Origin of the sequence: Micromonospora sp. WMMC250 (assembly GCF_027460215.1) — a bacterium.
GTDB classification, from domain to species: domain Bacteria; phylum Actinomycetota; class Actinomycetes; order Mycobacteriales; family Micromonosporaceae; genus Micromonospora; species Micromonospora taraxaci.
Genome location: NZ_JAPZBJ010000002.1, coordinates 4,531,767 through 4,545,840 on the forward strand (window position 1 = coordinate 4,531,767; position 14,074 = coordinate 4,545,840).

The window sequence follows — 14,074 nt, forward strand, 5'->3', positions numbered from 1 at the left end:
TACGACCTAACGGAGGAAGTCCTTGACACTCAGAAGAGCATTCACCGCGCTCACCGCCGCCGGTGTCGCCGCCGCCAGCCTGACCGGGGCCACCCCCGCGTCGGCCGGCGCGCACCACCCAGGCCGGTCGCTCGCCTTCGACCGGGTCGCCACGTACCCGGTGTTCCAGAACCGCCCGGCCGGCGAGGACCCGGCGACCGCGACGGTCGCCGAGATCTCGGCGGTCAGCGAGGACGGCCGCACCCTGATCCACACCGACGCGCTGGCCAAGCGGATCGGTTTCCTGGACATCTCCCGGGCCGACCGGCCGCGTGGCCTCGGCACGCTCTCCCTGGCGCAACTCGGCGACGCCGAGGACGAGCCGACCTCGGTCGCCGTGGTCGGGAAGTACGTGCTGGTGGTGGTGAACACCAGTAGCGGCTTCACCGAGCCGTCCGGTCGGCTCGACGTGATCGAGTTGGCCAGCCGCAAGCGGGTGGCCAGCTTCGACCTGGGCGGCCAGCCCGACTCGATCGCGATCAGCGCTGACATGCGGTACGCGGCGATCGCCATCGAGAACGAGCGCGACGAGGAGGCCACCCCGCCCGGCGGCGAGGAGGGCGACCTGCCCCAGGCGCCCGCCGGTTTCGTGCAGATCGTCGACCTGGCCGGGAAGTCCCCGGCCGGTTGGCGGCTGCGGCCGGTCGCGCTGACCGGTGCCGACGGCAGCGCGTTGCCCGCGCTGGTCCAGGCGGGCTTGGCCGCGCCCACCGACCCGGAGCCGGAGTACGTCTCGATCAACAGCCGCAACCAGCTGGCCGTAACGCTCCAGGAGAACAACGGCGTCGCCCTGATCGACCTGCCCACCGGTCGGATCACCAAGGTCTTCAGCGCTGGTACCGCCACGATCAGCGGGATCGACACCAGGAAGGACGGTGTCATCGACCTGACCGGCAGCATCACCGACGTGCCGCGCGAGCCGGACGCGGTCGCCTGGATCGACGACCGGTACCTTGCCACTGCCAACGAGGGTGACTGGCACGGCGGCACCCGCGGCTGGTCCGTCTTCGACAGCCACAGCGGCCGGGTCGCCTGGGACGCCGGCAACACCTTCGAGCGGCTCGCCGTCACGTACGGGCTGCACAACGAGGACCGGGCCGGCAAGAAGGGCACCGAACCGGAGGGCGTGGCGGTCGCCGAGTACGACGGTGTGCGGTACGCGTTCGTCGGCTCGGAACGCAGCAACTTCGTCGCCGTGTACGACCTGACCAACCCCACCAGGCCGGTGTTCAAGCAGGTCCTGCCGACCACCAACGGGCCGGAAGGGCTGCTGCCGATCCCGTCGCGCGGGCTGCTCGCGGTCTCCAGCGAGGAGGACGACGCCTCGGTGAACGTCCGGGCGTCGGTGTCGCTCTTCCAACTGGGCAAGGGCACGCCGACGTTCCCGAGCATCGTGTCCGGCACCGATCCGGCCGGCGCACCGATCGGTTGGGGCGCGCTCGGCGCGTTGAGCGCGGCGCCGGGCAAGCGGGACCAGCTCTACAGCGTCACCGACGCGGCGTACAGCCAGACCCGCATCCTCACCATCGACGCGAAGCGGACGCCCGCCGTGATCACCGGCGCGCTGCCGGTCAAGGGCGGGGCCGGCGCACCCGTCGGGTACGACGCGGAGGGCATCTTCGCCCGCCCGCAGGGTGGCTTCTGGCTGGCCGTGGAGGGCGCCAAGGGCACGGAGAACAAGCTGGTCCGGCTCGACGGGGCCGGGGTGACCCGGCAGACCGTGGCGCTGCCCGGCGAGGTCGCCGCGGGTCTCGGTAAGCAGGGCCTGGAGGGCGTCACCGCGACCACCGACCGGCAGGGCCGGGAGATCGTCTGGGTGGCCGTGCAGCGGGAGCTGAGCACCGACCCGGTTGGCGTCGTCCGACTCGGTCGGTACGACGTCACCGCGGGCACCTGGAGCTGGTTCGGCTACCAACTGGGCACCACCACGGTGCCCGGCGACTGGATGGGCCTCTCGGAGATCACCGTGGTCGGTGACCGGTTGGCGGTCATCGAGCGGGACAAGCTGAACGGCCGGGCCGCCACTGTCAAGCGGATCTACACGGTGCCGCTGCCGGGTGCCGCGGCGACCGGCCCGCTGACGGTACTGCCGAAGACGCTCGCCGTCGACGTGTTGCCCGCGCTGCGCGCCACCAACGGCTGGACCCAGGAGAAGCTGGAGGGTCTGACCGTGGCCGGCAACGGCGAGGTGTACGCGATCACCGACAACGACGCGGTGCAGGATGCCACCGGCGAGACGGTGCTCCTGCGGCTCGGCTCCAGCCGGAAGGTCTTCGGCCACAACTGACCCGCCACACGTCCCCGATGGCCGGCGTCCACCCTCGCGGTGGACGCCGGCCGATCACATCAGGTGATCTCGGCGCGGGGCCACCACCCCCACCTCACCGCCTTTGCTGTGCATACCTATGTGCGACGCACACGCTCCGCGAGGAGGGTTCCATCCCCCGAATGCACGGCCATCAGTGAAGTACCAGGTCACAGTGGTGTCGCCTATAGGTATGCAGAGCAAAGGCGGCGGGTGACCTGGGCGGGACACTGCGGTCCGTAACACTCTGTTGCTGATCGCACCTACGGGCCATCTGGGCGTTCGTTGTTACCTAGCGTGAGTCTGGCAACTCCGGGCCTCCGTCGAGCAGCGGGGCGAGCAGGTCGCCGTACTCATCGACCCGGGCCAGGACCTCGGCGGCGGTGAACTGGCGGACGGCGGGCTTCCGGCCACGGGCGCCGGCCTCGACCTCGTCCCAGGTCAGCGGCGTCGACACCGACGGCACCGACTGGGCCCGCAGGGAGTACGGCGCCACCGTCGTCTTCGCCGCGTTGTTCTGACTCCAGTCGATGAAGACCTTGCCCGGGCGGAGGTTCTTCGCCATCTTCGACACGATCAGCTTCGGGTGGGCCTTCTCCAACTCCTGGGCGATCCGTCGGGCGTAGTCGGAGACGAGTTCGGACGACTGGGTGCCCGCGATCGGGCAGCAGAGCTGCATGCCCTTCTTGCCGGAGGTCTTCGGATACGACTCGATGCCGTCGTCGGCGAGCCGGTCGCGCATCAGCACCGCCACCGGGCAGCACTCCGCGAGCCCGGCCGGAGGCCCCGGGTCCAGGTCGACGACCATCATGTCCGGGTGTTCGCCCACCTTCCACTGCGGCGTGTGCAGCTCCAACGCGGCCAGGTTGGCCAACCACACCAGCGTGGGCAGGTCGTCGGCGACCACGTAGTCGATGGTCTCCCGGCCCTTCGTCGACCCGGGCGCGGGCAGGTTCTCCACGCGCACCCAGTCCGGGGTCGCGGCCGGCGTGTTCTTCTCGAAGAACGACTTGTCGTCCACCCCGTTGGGAAAGCGGATCCGGGTCACCGGCCGGTCCCGCAGGTGCGGCAGCAGCACCGGGGAGATCCGGGTGTAGTAGTCGATCACCTCGCTCTTGGTGAAACCCGCCGCCGGGTAGAGCACCTTGTCCAGGTTGGACAGCTCCAGCGGGCGGCCCTCGACGTCCACCCGTAGCCGCTCAGCCGGCATCGTCTACCTCCTCGGGAGGTTTGTCCGGGCGCAACCGCAGCACCCGGGGGAAGCGCAGCCGACCGTCGGGGGTGCGTTGGCCGTACTTCACCTCCACCACCACCCGGGGTTCTACCCAGATGGCTCCCCGCGCATCCTCGCGCGGCACGCCGGGCGCGAACGGCGACGCGCCGGACCGCAGCGGTTCCAACTCGGCGAGGAGCTGCCGCTCGATGGCCGCGCCGATTCCACCGCCGACCCGACCCCGGTAGATCAACCTGCCGTCCGGGCCGGGCACACCGACCAGCAGACCGCCGATCCGGCGCGCCCCCGGTCGCCAGCCACCGACGACGAAGTCACCGGTCACCTCCAGCTTGACCTTCACCCAGTCCGGTGAGCGCACCCCCGGGCGGTAGACGGCACCGACCCGCTTGGCCATCACTCCCTCCAGGCCGTGCTCGCCGGCCGCCTCGTAGGTGGCCGGACCGTCGGCGAACATCGGCGGCACCGCCCAGCGAGCGCTCCCCAGCCCCAGCCCGTCCAGGGCCTCCCGGCGGCGCTCGTACGACCAGCCGGTCAGGTCGTCGCCGTCGAGCCGCAGCAGGTCGAAGATCATGTACGTCACCGGCATGACCGCCGCCAGCCGGGCGGCCTTGTTGCGGTCCCGCACGTGCATCCGCTCGGCCAGCGCGGTGAACGACGGCTGCCCGCCCTCGCCGAGCAGCACCACCTCGCCGTCGAGCAGCGCGTCGTCGACCTGCTCGGGCAGGGTCGCCAACTCCGGGTACGCGGCGGTGATCTCCACGCCGGAACGGGCATACAGGTGCTGACCACCGTCGGAGATGTCGGCGAGCGCGCGGACCCCGTCCCACTTGAACTCGTACGCCCAGCCGTCACCCGCCGGGAGCGGCCCGGTCATCGCGAGCATCGGCTTGAGCGGCGCGCCGGGCACGACCCGACTGTAGTAGCAGGCCGAACACCTCGCGTCCGGTTCTTTCGGATGCGAGCATGGTCGATACCGGGGAAGGGAGCGCAGGATGCGTGCCATCTGGAAGGGAGCCGTGTCGTTCGGGCTCGTCTCGATCGGGGTGAAGCTCTACTCCGCGACCGAGGAGAAGGACATTCGGTTCCACCAGGTGCACCGCGAGGACGGCGGCCGGATCCGATACAAGCGCACCTGCTCGGTCTGCGGGGAGGAGGTCACCTACGACGACATCGCCAAGGGCTACGACATCGGCGGCGGCGAGATGGTGATCCTCACCGACGAGGACTTCGCCGACCTTCCGCTGACCAGTTCACGCGCGATCGACGTGCTGGAGTTCGTACCGGCCGAGCAGGTCGACCCGATCCTCTACAACAAGGCGTACTTCCTGGAGCCGGAGGGCGCGGCGACCAAGCCGTACGTGCTGCTGCGTGACGCGCTGATCGACTCGGAGCGGGTGGCCATCGTCAAGGTGGCGCTGCGCCAACGGGAGCAGTTGGCCACGCTGCGGGTCCGTGAGGGTGTGCTGCTGCTCAACACGATGCTCTGGCCGGACGAGATCCGTACCCCGGACTTCGGTTTCCTCGACGAGGACCTCAAGGTGCGCCCGCCGGAGCTGGCGATGGCCAGTTCCCTGATCGACTCCATGACCGGCGAGTTCGAGCCGGACGTCTTCACCGACGACTACCGGGCCGCGTTGCAGGAGGTCATCGACGCCAAGGTGGAGGGTCGCGAGGTCGTCCAGCCGGAGGAGGTCGAGGAGGCACCGGCCGCCGCGGTGGACCTGATGGCCGCGCTGAAGGCATCGGTGGAGCGCGCCAAGGCGGCGCGCGGCGAGCAACCCGCCCGTGGCGGCGGTGGCGGCGGTGAGCCGACGCCCATCTCGTCGGCCCGGTCCGCCCAGAAGGCGGCAGAGAAGAAGACCGCTAAGGCCCCCGCGAAGAAGACCACGGCGAAGAAGACCGCCGAGAAGAAGACCGCCGAGCCGGCGAAGAAGACCGCCGCAAAGAAGACGCCCGCGAAGAAGACGGAGCCGGCGAAGAAGACGGCCGCCCGCAAGACCGCGCCCCGCAAGAGCGCCTGACCGGTACGGCAGCGGCGGCGGTGTCCGCCGGGCCGGGTACGCTCCGCCGGCCGCTGGCCACCGGAGGAGCCCCCATGCCGTACACCCCTGATCTGGACCGGTTGTTGACGCCCGGAGCCCGCTTCACCGACGAGCACGGCGGATACCTGATCGAGGTGCACCCGGTTGGTGAGATCGTGCTGCCGACCGGTCGGGTCGTCGGGTGTGACCCGCTGGTGTGCCCGGAGGCCGAGCCGTTCACTGTGACGGTGCCGCCGGGGCGGTATCCCGCTCGCGCCTGGGTGGCAGTGGTGCTTCGCGAGGACACCGAGGTGGACCGGCGGGTGGCCGCGTTCGAGCTGGTCGTCTCGGCCGAGCCCACCAGTCGGTGGGAGCTGGCCGTCGCGGGCGACCAGGACGTCGCCACCCTCGGCGCTGACGACTACTTCGGGTACGGGGTCGACGCCGGCGCCGGCACCCTGGCCGACCCGACGGCGCTCGCCGCTCTGGAAGGCTGGGACGAGGACCGTATCGAGGAGGTCTTCGTCCCGGACGAGGTGCCCATGTCGCCGGTGCGCGGGTTGGTCACCGCTGTTCTGGACGAGGCCAGTGGTGCCAACGTCGTCACGGTGGCCACCGGCTGGGGCGACGGTTGCTACGGCACCTGGATCGGCCGTACCGCCGACGGGCGGGTCACCTCGTTCGTGACCGACTTCATGGTCGTCCCGGAATAACGCCTGACAAAGCCCCGGAAGTGGCTCGCTGGGCGATCCGAGGCGTGCACGGCGGGCACGGTGGGCCGTGGTGCGGGTACCGTGTGCGTCGGCTTTCCCCCCGGCACCGGGTGCCGGCCACACTTCGCAGCAGGGAGTCGACGACGTGAGCGAGCGGACGCAGCAGACGGGCCCGGACCAGAGCCCGGCGACCAAGTCGGGGCGCCGACTGGCCGCCCAGTTGGCGGCGAAGAAGGCAGCCGACGCGAGGCGGAAGCGCAACGCGTGGGCGGGCGGCCTGGCCGGCGTCGCGGTGATGGCGCTGCTGATCGGCGGTTTCGTGTGGATCGACCGGAACCGGAGCGACGACAAGCCCGCCAACCAGGCCGGCGCGACCCCGTCCGCCTCCGCGCCGGCTCCCGACGCGCCCGGCGCTCCCCCCGCCCCGCAGCTCCCCGAGGGGGCCGACCCGGCGCTGGGCACCAAGCCGACAGTGACGCCGGGCACGGGTGACCTCAAGAAGCTCACCGTCACCCCGCTGATCAAGGGCACCGGCCCGGCCGTGCAGAAGGGCCAGAACATCACCACCAACTACGTGGGGGTGTTCTACAAGGACGGCAAGGAGTTCGACTCGTCCTGGAAGGCCGGGCAGCCGGCCACCTTCCCGATCGGTGTCGGTCAGGTCATCCCCGGCTGGGACCAGGGTCTGGTCGGCGTGAACGTGGGCAGCCGGGTGCAGCTCGACATCCCGGGCGAGTTGGCGTACGGCAACGACGAGGCGAACGCCGGCGGACGCCCGACCGGCCCGCTGCGCTTCGTGGTGGACGTTCTCGCCGCCCAGTGACCTGACCGAATCGCCCCGGTTGTCCACCGGTCGCGATGGAGTTGTTCACATGGGGCTTCCGGCCCGTCACCCACCGGCAGTAGGTTCGGCGTCACCCCGGGCGGTTCGCCGCCCGGGGTGAGCATCCGTAACCGGGGACGCGGAGGTGCGTGTGACGGCGCTGGACGAGGCTGGACGGACGGCCCGCGTGATGTGGGCGTACTTCGAGCCGGTGCACGCGGTCACCTACCTTCATCCCCGGGCCCGCGCCGCGTACGAGGCGGTCGGGTTGCGCGGCTACTGGCGGGGCTACTTCGCCGGCCGGGCGGCGCCGCTGGGCGCGACCGAGGCGGCCCCGGTGGTCGCCGCCTTCTTCAACTTCGCGCCGCCGATGGTGGCTCGGGCGCTGCCGGCGGTGTGGCGGTTGGCCACCCCGCAGGAGGCGCTCCGCGCCCGCCTGACCGGCGCGGTGCAGGCGCTCGCCGAGCTGACCTACGAGCTGCCGGAGGCGCACCTGGCCGAGGCCGCCGACCTGCTGGAGCGGGCCGCCTCGGCGGTGGAGACCGCCGGCCGGGTGCTCGGCGCGGCCAACGCGGCGCTGCCGGTCGGGGAGTACCCGCTGGCCCGGCTCTGGCAGGCCGCCACGACGCTGCGGGAGCACCGGGGGGACGGGCACGTGGCGGCGCTGGTGGCCGCCGGGCTGGACCCGGTCGAGACGTTGGCCGGGCGGGTCGCACTGGATGGTTCACCGCCGCAGTACCTGCTGGGCCGGGGCTGGTCCGAGGAGCAGTGGAAGGCCGCCCGCGAGCGGCTCACAGAGCGGGGCTGGCTGACCGGGGACGGCGCGGCCACCGACCACGCCCGGACTGGGTTCCAGGCTGTCGAGGACGCCACCGACCGGGCCTCGGCGCACCCGTGGCAGGCGCTCGGCCCCGACGACACGGACCGTCTCCGGGAGCTGCTGGAGCCGATCGCCAGGTCCGGCCACACGCTGCTCCCCGAGGGCAGCCCGGTCGGCCTGCCGGCGCTGCCCGGCTGACCGGGCGCCCACCGGTCGGGCAGGATGGTGCCGTGACGGATGCGGTGGTCTTCGACCTGGACGGCGTGATCGTGGATTCCGAGCCGGTGTGGGAGGAGGTCCGCCGGGCGTACGTGGCGGCGCACGGCGGGACGTGGCAGCCGGACACGCAACGTCGCCTGATGGGGATGAGCACCGGCGAGTGGGCCCACTACCTCAGCGGTGAGCTGGGCGTCGACCGCACCGCCGAGCAGGTCGCCGCCGAGGTCGTCGAGGAGATGACCCGGCGCTACCGGGACCACGTACCCCTCATCGACGGCGCCGACCAGGTCGTCCGCCGGCTGGCCGGGCGTTGGCCGCTGGGGCTGGCCAGCTCGTCACCGACCCGGCTGATCGAGGCGGCGCTGGCCGCCACCGGCCTGACCGACGCGTTCGGCGCGACCCTCTCCACCGAGCAGACCGAGCGCGGCAAGCCCGCGCCGGACGTGTACCTGAGCGTGGCGGGACGCCTCGGCGTCGATCCGGCCCGCTGCGCGGCCGTGGAGGACTCGTCCAACGGGGTTCGTTCGGCGGCTGCGGCGGGCATGCGGGTGGTGGCGGTGCCCCACGGTTCGTACCCTCTCGACCCGGACGCCGCCCGGCTGGCCACCGTGACGCTGGGCGCGATCGGTGAGCTGACCCCGGAGCTGGTGGACGGCCTGGGTTGACAGGGGCCGGGCGGGGTAGAGACCACGAATGAAGGCCATCGTGTACGAGCGCACCGGCGACCCTTCGGTGCTGGAGCTGGTCGACCGGCCGGTGCCGGAGCCGGCTGCGGGCGAGGTGCTGGTCCGGATGGCGGTCTCGGGGGTCAATCCGACGGACTGGAAGTCCCGCCGCAACTCCGCGCCGGACGGGTGGCAGATTCCCGGGCAGGACGGCGCGGGGGTGGTGGAGGCCGTCGGCGAGGGGGTCGACCCCGACCTGATCGGTGAGCGCGTCTGGATCTGGGAGGCGGCCTGGCAGCGGCCGTGGGGCACCTCGGCGGAGTACACGCTGGTGCCGGTCCGGCAGGTGGTACGCCTCGGCGACGCCCCGTTCGAGCTGGGGGCGGCCCTGGGCATCCCGTTCCTCACCGCGCACCGCTGTCTGACCGCCGGCGAGTTCATGCCGGACACGCTGCGCGCCGGTGCGTTGGCGGACCACACGGTGCTGGTGCAGGGCGGGGCGGGCGCGGTCGGCAACGCCGCGATCCAGCTCGCCCGTTGGGCCGACGCCACTGTCATCGCGACGGTGAGCAGTGCGGAGAAGGCGCAGCTCGCGGCGGCGGCCGGCGCCTCCCACGTGATCAACTACCGGGAGCAGGACGTGGTCGAGGAGGTCCGCCGGATCGCCCCCGACGGGGTCCACACGATCGTGGAGGTGGCCCCGGCCCGGAACGCGGCGGTGGACGTGCAGGTGCTGCGGCACGGCGGCGCGGTCTGCATGTACGCGGACAACGGCGGGAGTGAGGTGACCATCCCGATCCGGGCGATGATGGCGCCGAACGCCCGCTGGCAGTTCGTGCTGGTCTACACCGAGCCGAAGGCGGCCAAGGCGCAGGGTGTGAAGGACGTGGCCGCGGCGGCGAGCCAGGGCGCGCTGCGGGTCGGCGCGGAGGCCGGCCTGCCTCTGCACTACTACCCGCTGGCCGAGACGTCGGCGGCGCACCAGGCGGTGGAGGACTCCACGGTGGGCAAGGTGCTGGTGACCACCAGCGACGCCTGATCGGGTCGCGGACCACCCGATTTCCCCGTCATCAGGACAGAAGCGAAGAACTTTCGCAACAATGACGGTGCGGGTCATCCGCGTGGAACGGGCGGCCCCGGCGCGGTGCGAACGCCGGGGCCGCCCCCTGGGGAGGGATCTTCAGGAGTTGCCCCTGCCCCAACAGGCGACAGTGCCGGGGAAAACGTTACGGGGCTGTCAGCTCCCGGACAGTCAGCTCACCCGCGGCGTACCGCGAACGGACGACCTTCTTGTCGAACTTGCCCACGCTGGTCTTGGGCACCGCGTCGATGAACGCCCAGCGCTCGGGCAGTTGCCAACGCGCCACCGAGTCGGCCAGGAAGTCCCGCAGCTCCTCGGCGGTCACCGAGGCACCCTCCCGAACCACGACGGTGGCCAGCGGTCGCTCGTCCCACCGCTCGTCCGGGACGCCCACCACGCACGCCTCCAACACGGCCGGATGGGCCATCAGGGCGTTCTCCAGCTCCACCGACGAGATCCACTCACCTCCGGACTTGATCACATCCTTGGCGCGGTCGGTCAGCGTGATGTAGCCGTCCGGCGAGAGGGAGCCCACGTCCCCGGTACGCAGCCAGCCGTCGCGGAACTTCTCCTCGTCCGGGGCGTCGTCACCGACGTACCGCGCGGTCACCCACGGCCCACGGACCTCCAGCTCGCCCACGGCCGTGCCGTCGGCGGGCAGCGGCTCGCCCGACGGTCCGACGATCCGCGCCTGCACACCCGCCGGCACCCGCCCCTGCGTGTAGCGGTACCGCCACGCCTGCTCCCCGGACGCCCCGGCGGGTGGACGCGAGACCGACCCCAGCGGTGACATCTCGGTCATGCCCCAGGCATGGATGACGTCGATCCCGTGTCGCTCGTCGAACGCGTGCATCAGCGCCGGCGGGCAGGCCGAGCCGCCGACGATCACCTCGGTGAGCGACGAGGTGTCCACGTCGTGGCCGTCCAGGTAGGCCAGCAGGTCCGTCCAGATGGTCGGGACCGCGCCGGCCAGGGTGGGCCGCTCGGCGGCGATCATCTCGGCGATCGGCGCGGCCTGGAGGAACCGGTCCGGCATGATCAGTGACGCGCCGGAGAGGAAGGCCGCGTACGGCAGACCCCAGGACATCGCGTGGAACATCGGCACGATGGCCAGCTCCCGGTCGGTCGGCCCGAGACCGAAGCCCTCCGGCATGCAGACCTGCAACGAGTGCAGGTAGATCGAGCGGTGCGAGTAGGCCACCCCCTTCGGGTTGCCGGTGGTGCCCGAGGTGTAGCAGAGCGCGGCGGCGTCGCGTTCGTCCACCTCCGGCCAGTCGTACACCTCGGGCCGGTCGGCGAGCAGCGCGGCCCAGTGGTGCACGGTGATGCGGTCACCGGCCGCCGCCACCAGCGGCGCCGGGTCACCACCGCCGACCACGACGACGTGCCGCACCGTGGTCAGCTCGCCGATCACCCGGGCCAGCAGCGGAATGAGCGTGGTGTCGACGAGCACCACCCGGTCCTCGGCGTGGTTGGCGATGTAGACGACCTGGTCGGGGAAGAGCCGGATGTTGAGCGTGTGCAGCACCGCGCCCATGCTCGGCACCGCGAAGTAGGCGACCAGGTGCTCGTTGTTGTTCCACATGAAGGTGGCGACTCGCTCGTCACCGGTCACCCCGCACTCGTCACGCAGCGCGTGGGCCAACCGGGCCGCGGAGCGGCCCACCTCGGCGTACGTCATCCGACGGGGTTCGGCACCGGTCCAGGTCACCACCTCGGCCGTGCCGTGCACTCCTGCGCCGTGATCGAGGATCCGGGAGACCTGGAGAGGGGCGTCCATCATCGTGCTACGCATGGGTAACAAGTTAGTGTCGCCGGTCACACGTTGGGAACCCCCGTAAGTTGTCGCAGGTGAGCATCTCCTGGGCCGACTCGTACGTAGGGCAGTTACGCGCAATCGCCGGGGACCGGACGCTGATGTTCGTCGGCGCTCGTGCCGTGGTCAACGACAGCGCCGGACGCATCCTGCTGATCCAACGCTCGGACAACGGTCAGTGGGCCATGCCGGCCGGCGCGATGGAGCTGGGCGAGTCGATCGCCGACTGCGCCGTCCGGGAGGTCCGCGAGGAGACCGGGCTGCGCGCGTTGCGGGTCTGCGCGTTCGCCCTCTACACCGGGCCGGACCGGACCAGCACCAACATGTACGGGCACACGTACCAGGTCTTCACGACGGCGTTCAAGGTGGAGGAGTGGGACGGGCAACTGGCGCGGGTCACCGACGAGACCACCGACGCGGGCTTCTTCGCCCGCGACCGGTTTCCCGCCCCACTCTCCACGTCGGTCATCGAGACCCTCGCCGACCTGGACGTCTTCGAGCAGACGAACCGGCTCATCCTCAAGTAGGTCGGCCGGGCCGCGTTACTGCGGGTGGCGCATCTCGGCGAAGAACCCCTCCTGGATCCAGTTCGGGTACGCGACCGGCAGCTTGGTGGCCTCGTCCAGCTCGGTGAGGTCCTGCTCGGTCAGGGTGAGGTCCGAGGCGGCGATGTTGTCCACCAACTGCTCGTGCTTGCGGGCACCGACGATCACGCTGGTCACTGCCGGGCGGGACAGCAGCCAGGCGACCGCCACCCGGGCCGGGCTGACGTCGTGCCGCTCGGCGACACCCTTGAGCACGTCGACCACAGCGAAGGCGTGCTCCCTGTCGAACGGCGTGAAGCTGGTGTAGCCGGGCTGGGCGCTGCGCGCGCCGCTGTCGGCGACGGTGCCGTCCCGGCCGACCTTGCCGGAGAGGAAACCACCGGCGAGCGGGCTCCACACGGTCAGCCCGACGTTCGCGTCGAGCGCCATCGGCACCACGTCGCGCTCGACGTCCCGCCCCAGCAGGGAGTAGTACTCCTGCACGGAGACGAAGCCGGCCAGCTTCTCGCGAGCGGAGATGCCCAGTGCCTTGGAGATCTGCCAGGCGGCGAAGTTGGCGCAGCCGATGTAGCGGACCTTGCCCTGCCGGACCGCGTCGTCCAGCGCGCGCAGCATCTCCTCCATCGGGGTGACCTGGTCGAAGTTGTGGATCTGGTACAGGTCGATGTGATCGGTGCCCAGCCGGCGCAGGCTGTCCTCCAGGTTCTGCATGATGTGCAGCCGGGAGGTGCCGACGTCGTTCGGGCCGGGGCCCGTCCGCGAGTGCACCTTGGTCGCCAGCACGACGTCGCGACGCCGCTTGCCGAGCGCCTGGCCGAGCAGCTCCTCGCTCTCGCCGTCGCTGTAGCCGTCCGCGGTGTCGACGAAGTTGACGCCCGCGTCCAGCGCCGTGTCGACCATCCGCTGCGCCTCGGGCAGCGCCAGCCCACCGAGGGTTCCCCAGAGCGGGTGCCCGCTGCCACCGAAGGTCATCGCGCCGAGCGAGATCTCCGAGACGTACACCCCGGTGTTGCCCAACAGCCGGTACTTCACGTGTGTTGCTCCTCGTGGTGGGTCGGAGGCCGAGGTCAGGAGCCTCGCGGTCACTATGTCGGACACTGTGTCCGGCGACGAGCGTACGTCGCCGACCCGACCCCCGGCCACCTAGGATTCCGGCTATGCCCTCGATCACCCGCCGCCGCCCGCGCAACCCCGATGGTCGGGCTGCCGTCGAGGCACGGGTACTCGCCGCCACCGAGCGCCTCCTGCGGGAGGGGACCCGGTTCACCGACCTCGGGGTGCAGCGGATCGCCGCCGAGGCCGGTGTGGCGCGGTCGACCTTCTACACCCACTTCCGGGACAAGAGCGAGCTGCTCATGCGCCTCGCCGGCACCATGCGGGAGAGCTCGTTCGAACGCACCAGCGACTGGGGTCCGGGAGGACCGGGCGACCCATTGGGGAGGCTGACCGAGGTCTTCTCCGACGTGATACGGATATACCGGACATACGCTCCGGTTCTCGCCGCAATCAGCGAGGTCGCCGCGTACGACGAGGTGGTCCGGGAGTACTGGGCGGCAGGATTGGAGCGGTTCGTGTCCCGCACCGTGGACGTGCTCCGGACCGAGCAACAGGCCGGGCGCAGCCCCGCCGACCTCGACGTGGTGGCCGCCAGCCGGCTGATCGTGATCGGCGGGGACCGGTTCCTTGCCGACCACGTCAGCACCACCACTGCCGACCCCGAGACCGACGCGGCAGCCGCCCGGGAGCTGGCCGCGACCTGGTGGTACGGCGTCTACCGCCGCCCCGCCTGACCC

13 protein-coding genes are annotated in these 14,074 nt (G+C 71.4%); 9 read left to right on the top strand and 4 right to left on the bottom strand.

Features of this window, described 5'->3' with window-relative positions:
* Positions 1-22 precede the first annotated feature (22 nt).
* On the top strand, positions 23-2,326 hold the full coding sequence (locus O3438_RS20290) for an esterase-like activity of phytase family protein (RefSeq protein WP_269681427.1): 2,304 nt from the start codon (positions 23-25) through the stop codon (positions 2,324-2,326).
* A 310-nt stretch (positions 2,327-2,636) separates the two neighbouring features.
* Here O3438_RS20290 and ligD (O3438_RS20295) read toward each other — a convergent pair whose 3' ends face one another.
* Positions 2,637-3,554 carry a non-homologous end-joining DNA ligase gene (gene ligD, locus O3438_RS20295; protein ID WP_269681428.1) on the bottom strand — a complete coding sequence of 306 codons (918 nt, stop codon included), beginning with the start codon at positions 3,552-3,554 and terminating at the stop codon, positions 2,637-2,639.
* Positions 3,544-4,485, bottom strand: a complete 942-nt coding sequence (gene ligD, locus O3438_RS20300) for a non-homologous end-joining DNA ligase (protein WP_269681429.1) — start codon at positions 4,483-4,485, stop codon at positions 3,544-3,546. The genes ligD (O3438_RS20295) and ligD (O3438_RS20300) overlap by 11 nt, the downstream gene beginning before the upstream one ends.
* Positions 4,486-4,570: 85 nt before the next feature.
* Between ligD (O3438_RS20300) and ku the strand changes: the two genes are divergently transcribed.
* From ku to O3438_RS20330, 6 genes are all read left to right on the top strand, one after another.
* A complete protein-coding gene (gene ku, locus O3438_RS20305) occupies positions 4,571-5,599 on the top strand; it encodes a non-homologous end joining protein Ku (RefSeq protein WP_269681430.1) in 1,029 nt (342 codons plus the stop codon).
* A gap of 74 nt (positions 5,600-5,673) precedes the next feature.
* Positions 5,674-6,312 (top strand): DUF4241 domain-containing protein, encoded by a 639-nt coding sequence (locus O3438_RS20310; RefSeq protein ID WP_269681431.1) that lies wholly within the window; start codon positions 5,674-5,676, stop codon positions 6,310-6,312.
* Between the two features lie 145 nt (positions 6,313-6,457).
* On the top strand, positions 6,458-7,135 hold the full coding sequence (locus O3438_RS20315; protein WP_269681432.1) for an FKBP-type peptidyl-prolyl cis-trans isomerase: 678 nt from the start codon (positions 6,458-6,460) through the stop codon (positions 7,133-7,135).
* Positions 7,136-7,325: 190 nt separating this feature from the next.
* Complete coding sequence (locus tag O3438_RS20320; RefSeq protein WP_269683697.1) at positions 7,326-8,153, top strand: SCO6745 family protein; 828 nt, start codon at positions 7,326-7,328, stop codon at positions 8,151-8,153.
* Complete coding sequence (locus O3438_RS20325) at positions 8,150-8,839, top strand: HAD family hydrolase (RefSeq protein WP_442929732.1); 690 nt, start codon at positions 8,150-8,152, stop codon at positions 8,837-8,839. Before O3438_RS20320 ends, O3438_RS20325 begins: the two co-directional genes overlap by 4 nt.
* A 28-nt stretch (positions 8,840-8,867) precedes the next feature.
* On the top strand, positions 8,868-9,878 hold the full coding sequence (locus O3438_RS20330; protein WP_269681434.1) for an NADPH:quinone reductase: 1,011 nt from the start codon (positions 8,868-8,870) through the stop codon (positions 9,876-9,878).
* Positions 9,879-10,065: 187 nt separating this feature from the next.
* Here the strand turns inward: O3438_RS20330 and O3438_RS20335 are convergent, their stop codons facing one another.
* The gene (locus O3438_RS20335) at positions 10,066-11,700 is read right to left on the bottom strand and encodes a fatty acid--CoA ligase (protein WP_269683698.1); all 1,635 of its coding nucleotides are present in this window, start codon (positions 11,698-11,700) and stop codon (positions 10,066-10,068) included.
* Positions 11,701-11,771: 71 nt separating this feature from the next.
* Here O3438_RS20335 and O3438_RS20340 point away from each other — a divergent pair, with 71 nt between their 5' ends.
* Positions 11,772-12,263 carry an NUDIX domain-containing protein gene (locus O3438_RS20340; RefSeq protein ID WP_269681435.1) on the top strand — a complete coding sequence of 164 codons (492 nt, stop codon included), beginning with the start codon at positions 11,772-11,774 and terminating at the stop codon, positions 12,261-12,263.
* A gap of 15 nt (positions 12,264-12,278) precedes the next feature.
* Here the strand turns inward: O3438_RS20340 and O3438_RS20345 are convergent, their stop codons facing one another.
* Complete coding sequence (locus O3438_RS20345; protein ID WP_269681436.1) at positions 12,279-13,313, bottom strand: aldo/keto reductase; 1,035 nt, start codon at positions 13,311-13,313, stop codon at positions 12,279-12,281.
* 125 nt (positions 13,314-13,438) lie between these two features.
* On the opposite strand from O3438_RS20345, the gene O3438_RS20350 reads away from it, so the two are divergent.
* The gene (locus O3438_RS20350) at positions 13,439-14,071 is read left to right on the top strand and encodes a TetR/AcrR family transcriptional regulator (RefSeq protein WP_269681437.1); all 633 of its coding nucleotides are present in this window, start codon (positions 13,439-13,441) and stop codon (positions 14,069-14,071) included.
* The last annotated feature ends 3 nt before the right edge of the window (positions 14,072-14,074 follow it).

Excerpts from the sequence above, each read along its gene's own strand:
- ligD (WP_269681428.1), bottom strand. The coding sequence starts at position 3,554 with ATGCCGGCTGAGCGGCTACGGGTGGACGTCGAGGGCCGCCCGCTGGAG.
- ku (WP_269681430.1), top strand. The coding sequence starts at position 4,571 with ATGCGTGCCATCTGGAAGGGAGCCGTGTCGTTCGGGCTCGTCTCGATC.
- O3438_RS20310 (WP_269681431.1), top strand. The coding sequence starts at position 5,674 with ATGCCGTACACCCCTGATCTGGACCGGTTGTTGACGCCCGGAGCCCGC.
- O3438_RS20320 (WP_269683697.1), top strand. The coding sequence starts at position 7,326 with ATGTGGGCGTACTTCGAGCCGGTGCACGCGGTCACCTACCTTCATCCC.
- O3438_RS20330 (WP_269681434.1), top strand. The coding sequence starts at position 8,868 with ATGAAGGCCATCGTGTACGAGCGCACCGGCGACCCTTCGGTGCTGGAG.
- O3438_RS20335 (WP_269683698.1), bottom strand. The coding sequence starts at position 11,700 with ATGGACGCCCCTCTCCAGGTCTCCCGGATCCTCGATCACGGCGCAGGA.
- O3438_RS20350 (WP_269681437.1), top strand. The coding sequence starts at position 13,439 with ATGCCCTCGATCACCCGCCGCCGCCCGCGCAACCCCGATGGTCGGGCT.